The sequence below is a fragment of the Mesorhizobium sp. M4B.F.Ca.ET.089.01.1.1 genome (assembly GCF_004022605.1).
Taxonomy (GTDB): domain Bacteria; phylum Pseudomonadota; class Alphaproteobacteria; order Rhizobiales; family Rhizobiaceae; genus Mesorhizobium; species Mesorhizobium abyssinicae.
This window is the reverse complement of record NZ_RZOS01000179.1, coordinates 1-11,045: the sequence shown is the minus strand read 5'-3', so window position 1 is coordinate 11,045 and position 11,045 is coordinate 1. Positions and strand designations below refer to the sequence as shown.

At 63.1% G+C, this 11,045-nt stretch carries 11 protein-coding genes and 1 other RNA gene; 4 read left to right on the top strand and 8 right to left on the bottom strand.

Going from position 1 to position 11,045, the window contains the following annotated elements:
• Positions 1-24: 24 nt before the first annotated feature.
• The 5 genes from EN780_RS17915 to EN780_RS17895 all read right to left on the bottom strand — a co-directional run bounded on the left by EN780_RS17915 (position 25) and on the right by EN780_RS17895 (position 5,966).
• Entirely contained in the window at positions 25-1,125 is a 1,101-nt protein-coding gene (locus tag EN780_RS17915; RefSeq protein ID WP_128274875.1) for a microcin C ABC transporter permease YejB, read from the bottom strand.
• Complete coding sequence (locus EN780_RS17910) at positions 1,125-1,418, bottom strand: hypothetical protein (protein WP_127391804.1); 294 nt, start codon at positions 1,416-1,418, stop codon at positions 1,125-1,127. Before EN780_RS17910 ends, EN780_RS17915 begins: the two co-directional genes overlap by 1 nt.
• A complete protein-coding gene (locus EN780_RS17905) occupies positions 1,405-3,288 on the bottom strand; it encodes an extracellular solute-binding protein (protein ID WP_245493373.1) in 1,884 nt (627 codons plus the stop codon). Before EN780_RS17905 ends, EN780_RS17910 begins: the two co-directional genes overlap by 14 nt.
• The gene (locus EN780_RS17900) at positions 3,288-5,165 is read right to left on the bottom strand and encodes an extracellular solute-binding protein (protein WP_127391805.1); all 1,878 of its coding nucleotides are present in this window, start codon (positions 5,163-5,165) and stop codon (positions 3,288-3,290) included. The genes EN780_RS17905 and EN780_RS17900 overlap by 1 nt, the downstream gene beginning before the upstream one ends.
• 156 nt (positions 5,166-5,321) lie before the next feature.
• Positions 5,322-5,966, bottom strand: a complete 645-nt coding sequence (locus tag EN780_RS17895) for a cytochrome c family protein (protein WP_127310765.1) — start codon at positions 5,964-5,966, stop codon at positions 5,322-5,324.
• 194 nt (positions 5,967-6,160) lie between these two features.
• Between EN780_RS17895 and EN780_RS17890 the strand changes: the two genes are divergently transcribed.
• A complete protein-coding gene (locus EN780_RS17890; RefSeq protein ID WP_127391806.1) occupies positions 6,161-6,889 on the top strand; it encodes a 3-deoxy-manno-octulosonate cytidylyltransferase in 729 nt (242 codons plus the stop codon).
• A gap of 10 nt (positions 6,890-6,899) precedes the next feature.
• Positions 6,900-7,763, top strand: a complete 864-nt coding sequence (locus EN780_RS17885) for a prephenate dehydratase (protein WP_127391807.1) — start codon at positions 6,900-6,902, stop codon at positions 7,761-7,763.
• Positions 7,764-7,954: 191 nt separating this feature from the next.
• Here the strand turns inward: EN780_RS17885 and EN780_RS17880 are convergent, their stop codons facing one another.
• The 3 genes from EN780_RS17880 to EN780_RS17870 are packed head-to-tail and all read right to left on the bottom strand — an operon-like array spanning position 7,955 to position 9,666.
• Positions 7,955-8,257, bottom strand: coding sequence for a Dabb family protein (locus EN780_RS17880; protein ID WP_127285625.1), 303 nt, complete (start codon positions 8,255-8,257; stop codon positions 7,955-7,957).
• A gap of 10 nt (positions 8,258-8,267) precedes the next feature.
• A complete protein-coding gene (nudC, locus tag EN780_RS17875) occupies positions 8,268-9,209 on the bottom strand; it encodes an NAD(+) diphosphatase (RefSeq protein ID WP_128274874.1) in 942 nt (313 codons plus the stop codon).
• Positions 9,210-9,246: 37 nt separating this feature from the next.
• Positions 9,247-9,666: an HIT family protein gene (locus EN780_RS17870; protein ID WP_127285627.1), complete on the bottom strand. Its 420-nt coding sequence runs from the start codon at positions 9,664-9,666 to the stop codon at positions 9,247-9,249.
• 198 nt (positions 9,667-9,864) lie between these two features.
• Here EN780_RS17870 and ffs point away from each other — a divergent pair.
• Together ffs and EN780_RS17860 are read left to right on the top strand one after the other, a co-directional pair.
• Positions 9,865-9,961, top strand: an RNA gene (gene ffs / locus EN780_RS17865) — signal recognition particle sRNA small type.
• Positions 9,962-10,066: 105 nt separating this feature from the next.
• A partial coding sequence (locus EN780_RS17860; protein ID WP_128274873.1) for a DNA polymerase III subunit gamma/tau occupies positions 10,067-11,045 on the top strand: 979 nt, incomplete at its 3' end.

Sequence of the window (11,045 nt, the reverse complement as noted above, 5' to 3'; positions counted from 1 at the left end):
TCGTTGCGGCAGCGGCTTCCGCCATCAGACGTCCCTCCGCTCGAAATCGATGCGCGGATCGACCCATGTGTAGATGAGGTCGGACAGAAGATTGATGAACAGGCCGAGCAGCGAGAAGATGTAGAGGTTGGCAAACACCACCGGATAGTCGCGGTCGACGACGGACTTGAAGCCGAGCAGGCCGAGCCCGTCGAGCGAGAAGATGTTCTCGATCAACAGCGACCCGGTGAAGAAGGCCGAGATGAAGGCGCCGGGAAAGCCTGCGATGACGATCAGCATGGCGTTGCGGAAGACGTGGCCGTAGAGCACCTTGCGCTCCGACAGGCCCTTGGCGCGCGCCGTCACCACATACTGCTTGCGGATTTCTTCAAGGAAGGAGTTCTTGGTCAGCAGCGTCGTCGTGGCGAAGGCTGACAGCACCAGCGCCGTCAGCGGCAAGGTCATGTGCCAGAAATAGTCGACGATCTTGTCCGGCCAGGAGAGCTGGTCCCAATTGTCCGAGACGATGCCGCGCAGCGGAAACCAGTCCCAGAACGAGCCGCCGGCAAACAGCACCATCAACAGGATGCCGAACAGGAAGCCGGGAATGGCGTAGCCGACGATGACCACGCCGCTGGTCCAGACGTCGAAGGCCGAGCCGTCCTTGACCGCCTTGCGGATGCCGAGCGGAATCGAGATCAGGTAGGACAGAAGCGTGATCCACAGGCCGATCGAGATCGACACCGGCATCTTTTCCAGGATCAGCTTGAGCACCGAGATGTCGCGGAAATAGCTGTCGCCGAAATCGAAGCGGGCGTAGTTCCACAGCATCATGCCGAAGCGCTCGAGCGGCGGCTTGTCGAAGCCGAACTGCTTTTCCAGCTTCTTGATGAATTCCGGATCGAGCCCTTGCGCGCCGCGATATTTCGAGCTGACGTCGCCGGCGACATCGACATTGCCGCCACCGCCGCCGGCATCGCCACCGCCGCCGCCCAGGCGGTCGGTGCCGCCCTGGTGGGTGAGCCTGGCGATGACCTGCTCGACCGGCCCGCCGGGGGCGAACTGGATGACGGCGAAGGAAATCGCCATGATGCCGAACAACGTCGGGATCATCAACAGGATGCGGCGCAGTATATAGGCGCCCATCAGGCATCGTCCTTCTTGAGTAGGCCCGCCGTACCTGAAAGCGTCGCCAAGGCAGTCGCTTCAGACCAATTGTCGACGCCGGCGCCGCCCCTCATTGTCCTGCCGGACATTTCTCCCCGTATAGAGACGGGGAGAAAGGGGCTGGCCCCAATCTCGGCGCTTTCGCTGCGACGCTTGCGATTGGCGAAACCATTGGTGAAGGCCTCCCTCTCCCCGTTACCATACGGGGAGAGGATGCCGGCAGGCAGGTGAGGGGCGGCGCCAACGCCCGCAAGAAATTCACCCTTTGCCAATCTTTGCCGCCTTGCCCTTGTCGACCCACCACAGCGTTTCGACCGGAAAGCCGAAATCGGGTTTCTGTTCCGGAAAGCCGAACATGTCCCAATAGGCGACGCGGTGATTCGCGAGATAATATGTTGGAATCCAGTCTAGCCGCGCGCGCAAGACCCGGTCGAGCGCCCTCAGCGCCGTGACGAGTTCCGTTCTGGTTTTCGCCTTGCCTGCGGCCACGATCAGCGCGTCGATGGCCTTGCTTTCGGTGCCCGGATAGTTGCGCTGCCCCGGCGTTTTCGCCATTCGGGAATCGTAGAGCATCTCCAGTCCATCGGCAGTGGGCGTTGCCCCGATCGACCAATGGAGAAGGTTGAAATCGAAGTCGAAATCACTCTGCCGCTGTTCATATTGTGTCGAATCGACCTGCCGGATCGACGCGTCGATCCCGATAGCCTTCATGTTCTCGGACCATTTGGTCAAGAGACGGACGATGCCATCATCTTCGGCCAGCATTTCCACACGCAGGCGCTCGCCCTTTTCATTGACGACGAAGTCGCCCGTCCGCTTCCAGCCGGCTTCGGCAAGCAGCGTCGAGGCCTTGCCGAGCAGTTTGCGGTCGCGGCCCGAACCGTCGGATACAGGCTGCATGACCGGCTCGCCGAAGGTTTCTGGCGGCAACTCGGCCCGGAACGGTTCCAGCAAGGCCAATTCCTCAGGCGAGGGCAGACCCTCGGCCTTGTAGTCCGAGCGTTCGAAATTCGATTGCGAACGCTCGTAGGAACCGAAAAACAGGGCGCGCCTGGTCCATTCGAAGTCGAAGCAATTGGCGATCGCCAGTCTCACGCGAACATCGCGGAATTGCGGACGGCGCTGGTTCAGCGCGACGGACTGCATGTCGGGTGTCTTCTCGCCGGGAAATTCCCGTTTGACGACCCTGCCGTCCTTGAGCGCCGGAAAATCATAACCGGTTGCCCATACCCGCGAGGTGAACTCCTCGCGAAAATGCGTGTCGCCCTTCTTGAAGGCCTCGAACGCCGCCTGGCGGTCGAGGTAAAAGTCGATGCGGATGCGATCGAAATTGTTGAGACCACGGTTCACGGCGAGATCGCGACCCCAATAGTCGGCGACGCGGTCATACTCGACGCTTTGTCCGGCCACCACGCGTCCCAGTCTGTATGGTCCGGAACTCAGTGGCGGCGTCATCGTCGAGGCATCGAATTGATTGGCGGTGTAAAAGGCCTTGGACACGATCGGCATCGCGACGACCGAGAGGATGTTCTGCGCGGACTGTTCGCCGTTGAAGGTCAAGTCCAGGGTGACGGGATCCGGGGCGATCGCGTCCGTCATGAACCGCAGCGGCTGGGAAAGATTCGGATGGCCGGCCTCCTTGTAGAGCTTCAAGGCGAAGGCTACGTCGGCGGCGGTGAGCGGCGAACCGTCGTGAAAGCGCGCTTGCGGCCGCAGGTTGAAGCGGAAGCCGTTGCGGTCCGGCGACAAGGTGACGGTCTCGGCAAGCAGGCCATAGACCGCGTCCGGTTCATCGAGCGCGCTTGTCATCAGCGAATCGAAACAGAGTTCGGTTCGCGGTGGCGAATCCCCCTTCAGCACCAGGGAGTTCAACGTGTTGAACGTCAGGAAACTCTGATTCAGGGTGGCGTTCGGCGGCGCGAAATTCATCTGGCCGCCTTTCGGCGCGTCCGGATTGACGTAGCCGAAATGCGTGAAGTCGGGTTTGTATTTCAAGTCGCCGAACGCCGACAGTCCGTGCAGTTTCACGCCCGTCGGAGTGGCGGCGAAGGCGCGGCCGGGTAATAGCGCGGCGGCCGTGGCGGCGGCGCCGAGCGCCAGGACATCGCGGCGGGAGAGCGCCATCGTCGGTTGTCGACCCATCAATTGCTGCTCTTGTATTTGGCGGCCAGCGCCTTTTCCTTCGCCGGGTCGATCCACCAGGAACTCTGGTCGGCGCCGCTATAGGTCGGCTGCTTTTCCGGGATGCCGAACTTGTTCCAGTAGGCGAGCCACAGCACGGCGCGGTAGTATTGCGGCACCACATAGAAGTTCCACAGCAGCACCCGGTCGAGCGCGTGGGTGGCGGCGACGAGGTCGTCGCGGTCGGTGGCGAAGATGATGCGGTCGACGAGCGCGTCGACGACCGGATCTTTGATGCCGGCATAGTTGCGCGACCCAGGCTTGTCGGCGGCCTTCGAGCTCCAGAAGTCGCGCTGCTCGTTGCCGGGCGATTCAGACTGCCCGAGCTGACCTATGATGACGTCGTAATCGAAATTGTTGACGCGGTTGACATACTGGGTCTGGTCGATGATGCGCAGCGTCGCATCGACACCGATCTTACGCAGATTGGCGATCCAGGGACTGGCGATGACCTGGTCGGTATCGTTCCAGCCGAGGATCTCGAATTTGAATGGCGCGCCGGTCTTGGCATTCACCATCTTGCCGCCCTTGATGACCCAGCCGGCCTTGGCGAACAGCTCGACCGCCTGCTTCAGATATTTCCGCTCGGCCTGAGGGGTATCATAGACCGGCAGCTTGAATTCCTGCGTGAAGAGCTCGGATGGCAGCTTGTCGCGGTACTTTTCCAGGATTTCCAGCTCCTTGCCCTGCGGCAGGCCGCTGGATGCCAGTTCCGTGCCCTGGAAATAGCTCTGCGTGCGGGTGTTGAAACCATAGAAAAGCGTGCGGTTCATCGTCTCGAAATCGAACGGATAGGTCAGTCCCTCGCGCACCAGGCGATCCCCAAACAGGGGACGCCGCTGGTTCAGCATGAAGGCCTGCATCGGCTCGGGTGAGGTGGTCTTGAACTCCTGTTTGATGACGTCGCCGGCCTGGATCGCCGGGAAATTATAGAACGTCTTCCAGCGCTTCGAGCTGTTTTCCGGCTTGATGTCGTCAAGTCCGCCTTTTGTGAAGGCCTGCCAGGCGGCATTGTCATCGAGGATGTAGGTGAAACGCTGCGTATCGAAATTCTCGCGGCCGATCTTCACCGGCAGCTTGGCGGCCCAATAGTCCGGCACGCGCTGCCAGACGATTTCCGAACCCGGCTTGAAGCTGGCGATCTTGTAGGCGGCCGAGCCGAGCGGCGGTTCCAGCGTCGGTCTGGTGACATCGCGCTTCTTGCCGTTGGCGTCGGTGCCTTCCCACCAGTGCTTCGGCAGCACGGCGAGGTCGCCGATGATCTTCGGCAGCTCGCGATTGCCCTTCTGGTTGAAATGGAACTCGACCTCGCGGTCCGAGATGGCGACGGCGTCGGTAACGTTCTCGAAATAGCGGCTGTATTGCGGGCTGTTGGCCTTCAGCACCTGGAACGACCAGATCACGTCGTCGGTGGTGATCGGCTGGCCGTCATGCCATCTTGCCCTCGGGTCCAGCCGGTAGGTCGCCGAGGAATAGTCGGCCGGATATTTGTAAGCGTCCGCGATCAGCGGATGGCTGGTGCTGCCTTCGTCGGTCGACTGCTCCATCAGCGTGTCGTAGAGCAGCCCGCCACCGAAGCCGACCAGCCCCGCGGCCGGCGAGCCCTGCACGATGTAGGGGTTGAAGCTGTCGAAGGTGCCGAGAACGACGGAATTGTAGGTGCCGCCCTTCGGCGCGTCCGGATTGACGTAATCGTAGTGCTGGAAGTTGTCGCCGTATTTGGAGTCGCCGATCAGCGAGGAGGTGGTGCGCCATTCATCCGCGAAGCCGGCCTGCAGGCTGCCAGCAAGGGCGGCCGCGATCAGTGCGGATTTGAGAACAGTTCGGCCAACCGTCATGCGTTCTCCTCTAGCGAACAATCCCCACCGGCAATCTAGATCATTTGACGACCGTGAAAACCGCAATGCGCAGGCTTTGTCGCCACACATGCGGTTTTCCTAACAGAAAAGCCGGGACGAACCCGGCTTTTCTGAGGATGTCTTATGACAAATTGTTTATTGAGCGGGTGCCGCCGGCTTGGCGGGGGCTGCGCCCTCGGCCGGCTTGGCCGGCGCGGCACCTTCAGCAGGCTTGGCTTCGGCCGCAGCGCCCGGCGCCGGCAACGGCTTGGGGCTGTCCGACAGCGTGCGCAGATAGGCGATCACGTTGGCACGGTCCTCGTCCTTCGGCAGGCCGGCAAAACCCATCGCCGTGCCCTTCACGAACTTCTTCGGCGAAGTGATGAAGTGGTTGAGGTTGTCGTAGGTCCACTTCTCGGCGCCGCCCTTGGAAAAATCCTTCATGCCGGCCGAATAGGCGAAGCCCTCATGCTCGGCGACGGGACGGTCGACGATGTCCCAGAGATCGGGGCCGACCTTGTTCGGGCCGCCCTTCTCGCCGGAATGGCAGGCCTGGCATTTCTTGAACACGGCCGCGCCCGCCTCGACATTGGCGGTGGCGAGCAGGTCGGCGATCGGCTTGGCTTCAGCGGCCGGGGCGGCCGGGCCACCTTCGGCGGGCTCTGCCGCCTCAATGGCGAAGCCGGGCTTCTCGGGTGCGGGCGAGGCAAACAGTGCGTCGGACACGATGCCGACCGAAAAGACGACGAAGACGGTGCCAAGGAGACCGGCGAGCAGCTTGTTGACTTCGTTGGAATCCATACGCCCCTTGCTCCCTTTTCCGGCGGACCGATCCGTCCACTCCGTCCGTCGGTATCCCGAACCGACCTCTCAGGCCGGTCAAATCGGGCGGAAACTAGGTCTTTTGCTCCGGCGTTGCAACACCTATAAGGGCGCTTCCAGTGAGACCTTTTGCCACTTTCGCCAGCCCCCTTTTCCAACGCCCCGTCGCACCGATGTCCACGCTCATCCTTATCCCGGCCCGCATGGCCTCGACCCGCCTGCCGGGCAAGCCGCTGGCCGACATTTCTGGCGCGCCGATGATCGTCCATGTCGCCCGCCGCGGCGCCGAGGCCGGGCTTGGCCGGGTCGTGGTGGCGACAGACACCGAGGCGGTGGCGGAAGCGGTGCGCGCGCACGGCTTTGAGGCCGTGATGACGTGTGACGATCACCAGTCCGGCTCCGACCGTATTTTCGAGGCGCTGAATGCGCTCGATCCGGAGAAAAAGGTCGAAACCATCGTTAACGTGCAGGGCGACCTGCCGACCATCGATCCCCAGATCATCGGCGCGTCGCTGAGGCCGCTCGAGGATAAATCGGTCGACATCGCCACGCTCGGCGTCGAGATCGTCCGCGACGAGGAGAAGACCAATCCGAACGTCGTCAAGATCGTCGGTTCGCCGCTGTCTGCGACACGGCTCAGGGCGCTCTATTTCACCCGCGCCACCGCCCCCTGGGGCGAGGGGCCGCTCTATCACCATATCGGCCTCTACGCCTATCGGCGAGCCGCGCTCGAGCGCTTCGTCGCGCTGAAGCCGTCGCCGCTGGAACGACGCGAGCGGCTGGAACAGCTGCGGGCGCTAGAGGCCGGCATGCGCATCGATGCCGAGATCGTGCAGTCCGTGCCGCTCGGCGTCGACACGCCCGACGACCTGGAGCGCGCCAGGGAAATCCTTTCAAACTGAGATATTGGGCATGCCTGAAAAGACCAACAGAATATCCTTCCAGGGCGAGCCGGGCGCCAATTCCGACACCGCCTGCCGCAACATGTTCCCGTCGATGGAGCCGTTGCCGTGCCCGACCTTCGAGGATGCCTTCAACGCGGTCGAGACCGGCAAGGCCGAGCTCGCCATGATCCCGATCGAGAACACGATTGCCGGGCGCGTCGCCGACATCCATCACCTGCTGCCGGAATCGAAGCTGCACATCGTCGGCGAATATTTCCTGCCGATCCATTTCCAGCTGATGGTGCTGCCGGGGGTGAAGCGCGAAGAGATCAAGACCGTGCACAGCCACATTCATGCGCTCGGCCAGTGCCGCAAATACATCCGCAAGAATGGCTGGAAGCCGGTGGTCGCCGGCGACACGGCCGGCTCGGCGAAGATGGTCTCCGAGGTCAAGGATCGCACCATGGCGGCGCTGGCGCCGGCGCTCGCCGCCGAGCTTTACGGCCTCGACATCATCGAGAAGAACGTCGAGGACACCGACTCCAACGTCACCCGCTTCGTCGTTTTGACCAAGAACAAGCAGTGGGCCGAGCGGCCGTCTGCCGATGCCAAGATGATGACCACCTTCATCTTCCGCGTCCGCAACGTGCCGGCCGCGCTCTACAAGGCGATGGGTGGCTTCGCCACCAACGGCATCAACATGACCAAGCTGGAGAGCTACCAGCTCGGCGCCTTCACCGCGACGCTGTTCTACGCCGACATCGAGGGCCATCCGGACGATCCGCTGGTCAAGATGGCGCTCGACGAGCTGCGCTTCTTCTCGCGCGAGATGCGCATCCTCGGCGTCTATCCGGCAAGCGCGTCGCGCGAGCAGTGGAAGGTCGCGGATTAGCTGGCTGCGCCTGCGAGGTCAGGCGAGACGCTTCGTCATCCACGGGCGAAGCAAGGAGCGAAGCGACGCACGCAGACCCGAGGATCCATGCCGTTACAGTCGAGCGCTGCCCTTTGGTGCGTCGCTCCGCCCTGGGATGACGACCTCATGAAGGTCCGGGCTAATCTCAGACGTTGGCGCTCGATCCAATCTCAGCCAAAGCCAAGCGGCACATAATCGATTTCGAGAAATTTCTCGACCTCGGGCACCCAGCGGTCGCGGACGAAGGCGACATGGTCGGGATGTTCGTTGTAGCGGGTATAGGCCGCCTGGTCGGCGAACTCCATCGAGAAGCCGAACTGGTAGTCGTTCTTCGGGCTCACCTGCCGCAACTGCTCGAAATGCGTGACGCCCTTGATCCCGGTGAGGATCTTTTTGGCGTCGTGCAGGAAGCGCTTCGTTTCCAGCGACTGCAAGGGATGCTTCAGCGTGAACACAACGGTGTGACGGATCATTCTTCTGCTCCTATTCGCTGTCGACCCAGGCGCGGATGAGGTGATGCGCGATAGCCCCCTTGGGCGGCGTGATCAAGCCATCGGCATGCGTCCTGTCGAGCATCAGGCGCACCTCGTCGCGCGAGAACCAGCGGCAGTCCTCCAGCTCGTTGAGATCGGCCTGGATGTCGTCGTTGAGCGGCTCGCCGAAGCAGCCGATCATCAGCGAATAGGGGAACGGCCAGGGTTGGCTGGCGTGGTAGACGACGCGGCCGAGCCGGATGCCGGCCTCCTCCAGCGTTTCGCGGCGCACCGCCGCCTCGATCGTTTCGCCGGGCTCGATGAAGCCGGCAAGTGCTGAATACATGCCGGGCCCAAAATGCCGGCCGCGCCCGAGCAGGCATTTGTCCGCCGTCACCGTCAGCATGATCGCCACCGGATCGGTGCGCGGGAAGTGATCGGTGCCGCAGGCCGGGCAGTGCCGCCTGTAGCCGCCGGCGCGCATTTCCGAACGGTTGCCGCATTTCGAGCAGAAGGCGTGGCTGGCATGCCAGGCAAGAAGAGCCGCCCCTTGCGCCAGAGCGCCGGCCGCCGCCTCGTCGATCAGGCCCTGCATGTAGACGGAGCGGTAGTCGATCGCTTTGACGGTCTCGGGAAGCTCTTCCGGCTCGATGCCCGCCGGCACCGCCAGCACCGGGCCGGCGTCGGAAAAGCCGAGCAGCACACCCTGGTCGAGCGAGACCTTGAACGGCTGGCTTTCCGGTGCCGCGAACCAGGGGTCGAAGTTGTCGGCGTCGAGTTTCAGGTAGAGCCGGCCGCCATGCATCAAGAGAAGCCGCGTCGCGGCATCGGCGAGCGCCTGTTCGACGGAGTCGTCGGCGCGCGTCTCCGACTGCCGGTCGATCGTGTTGCCGGCGAAGCCGACGAATTGGCTCGGCTCCCGCAAGGGCGCGTCAAACAGGCGGAAGGTCATGGGGACTCAGGGCTTCGGGGATGGACACGAGGTCAGCTTATAGCGCCGCCTTGATCGTTTCGGCAAACCGCCGGATCTCGGAACTGCTGTAGGGCTCGCGCAGGCCATGCCCCCAGACCGGCCCTGGCCAGGCCGCATCGCCCTCCGAACGGGCGATGACATGGATGTGCAGCTGGCGCACGATGTTGCCCAGCGCGCCGGTATTGATCTTGGTGCAGCCTGTCGCCTTCTTCAGCGCCTGCGCCACCATGTTGGTCTCGAAGGTCAGCATCGCCTGGTCGAGCGGCGTCAGGTCATGGATTTCCTCCACGCCCGGCCGCTGCGGCACCAGGATGAGCCATGGCCAGCGGCAATCGTTCATCAGCCTGAGTTCGCACAGGCCGAGCCACATCAGCTGCTCGCTGTCCGCCTCCAGCCTGGCGTCGAGCGTGAATCCGGCCTTGAGGCCCGGCAGCATTGGCGTTTCCTTCACTTTTGTGGGCATTGCAGCGTCTTTTGAGCCATGAACGCTAGAGCGGCTGCAATGGGGCTGCAAGCGAATCATTGGCCGATATTGCGGATTTGAAGGTCTTGCTGCCCCGCGGCACATCCGGTTTGGGCTGCTCAATCAGGTCTGCCCTTGCATTTCATCGCCGAATTGCCGATATGGAGCGCGGGAGGTTGGTGGTGGACGATCCACTCGCCAACCGGGTCAGGTCCGGAAGGAAGCAGCCCTAACGAGCCCGGAACGGGTCATTGTTCCAGCCTCCCGCCTCTTCGCCTTTCTCTCGCGACATTGACGGCGCCAAGCCGTGCGGGCGAAACTATGCGCAGGTATCGGCCGCCTTCCGTCGCGGTCCTGGGAGCTTTGACGGCGAATGAGCGAAGCCGGAAACTTGGGGACGGATAAGGCAGGCGCCTATCGGGTTCTGGCGCGCAAATACCGCCCCTCGAATTTCTCCGAGCTGATCGGCCAGGAGCCGATGGTCCGCACGCTGACCAACGCCTTCGCCTCCGGGCGCATCGCCCAGGCCTGGATGCTGACCGGTGTGCGCGGTGTCGGCAAGACGACCACGGCGCGCATTCTGGCGCGAGCGTTGAACTACAAGACCGCCACCGTCGACCAGCCTTCGGTCGATCTGTCGATCCCAGGCGAGCATTGCCAGGCGATCATGGAGGGCCGCCATGTCGACGTCATCGAGATGGATGCCGCCTCGCACACCGGCATCGACGACATCAGGGACATCATCGAGCGCGTGCGCTACGCGCCGGTCTCGGCCCGCTACAAGGTCTACATCATCGACGAAGTGCACATGCTCTCCACCCAGGCCTTCAACGGCCTGCTGAAGACACTGGAAGAGCCGCCGCCGCACGTCAAATTCATCTTCGCCACCACCGAGATCCGCAAGGTGCCGATCACGGTCCTGTCGCGCTGCCAGCGCTTTGATCTGAGGCGCATCGATGCCGGCGCGCTGGTCGCGCATCTGTCGGCGATCGCCGCCAAGGAAGGCATTTCGGTCGACGACGACGCGCTGGCGATGATCGCGCGCGCTGCCGAAGGCTCGGCGCGCGATTCGCTCTCCATCCTCGATCAGGCGATCGCCCATGGCAGCGGCACGGTCAGCGCCGAGGCCGTGCGCGCCATGCTCGGCCTCGCCGACCGCGCCCGCATCGTCGACCTGTTCGAGCATGTCATGAAGGGCGACGTCGCGGCGGCCCTGGCCGAATTCCGCGCCCAGTACGACACCGGCGCTGATCCGGCCGCGGTGCTCACCGACCTTGCCGAATTCAACCACCTCGTCACCAGGCTGCGCTTCGTGCCGACGGCTGCCGACGATGCCTCGCTCTCCGAGGATG

Excerpts from the sequence above, each read along its gene's own strand:
- EN780_RS17915 (WP_128274875.1), bottom strand. The coding sequence starts at position 1,125 with ATGGGCGCCTATATACTGCGCCGCATCCTGTTGATGATCCCGACGTTG.
- EN780_RS17905 (WP_245493373.1), bottom strand. The coding sequence starts at position 3,288 with ATGGGTCGACAACCGACGATGGCGCTCTCCCGCCGCGATGTCCTGGCG.
- EN780_RS17900 (WP_127391805.1), bottom strand. The coding sequence starts at position 5,165 with ATGACGGTTGGCCGAACTGTTCTCAAATCCGCACTGATCGCGGCCGCC.
- EN780_RS17895 (WP_127310765.1), bottom strand. The coding sequence starts at position 5,966 with ATGGATTCCAACGAAGTCAACAAGCTGCTCGCCGGTCTCCTTGGCACC.
- EN780_RS17890 (WP_127391806.1), top strand. The coding sequence starts at position 6,161 with ATGTCCACGCTCATCCTTATCCCGGCCCGCATGGCCTCGACCCGCCTG.
- EN780_RS17885 (WP_127391807.1), top strand. The coding sequence starts at position 6,900 with ATGCCTGAAAAGACCAACAGAATATCCTTCCAGGGCGAGCCGGGCGCC.
- EN780_RS17880 (WP_127285625.1), bottom strand. The coding sequence starts at position 8,257 with ATGATCCGTCACACCGTTGTGTTCACGCTGAAGCATCCCTTGCAGTCG.
- nudC (WP_128274874.1), bottom strand. The coding sequence starts at position 9,209 with ATGACCTTCCGCCTGTTTGACGCGCCCTTGCGGGAGCCGAGCCAATTC.
- EN780_RS17870 (WP_127285627.1), bottom strand. The coding sequence starts at position 9,666 with ATGCTGCCGGGCCTCAAGGCCGGATTCACGCTCGACGCCAGGCTGGAG.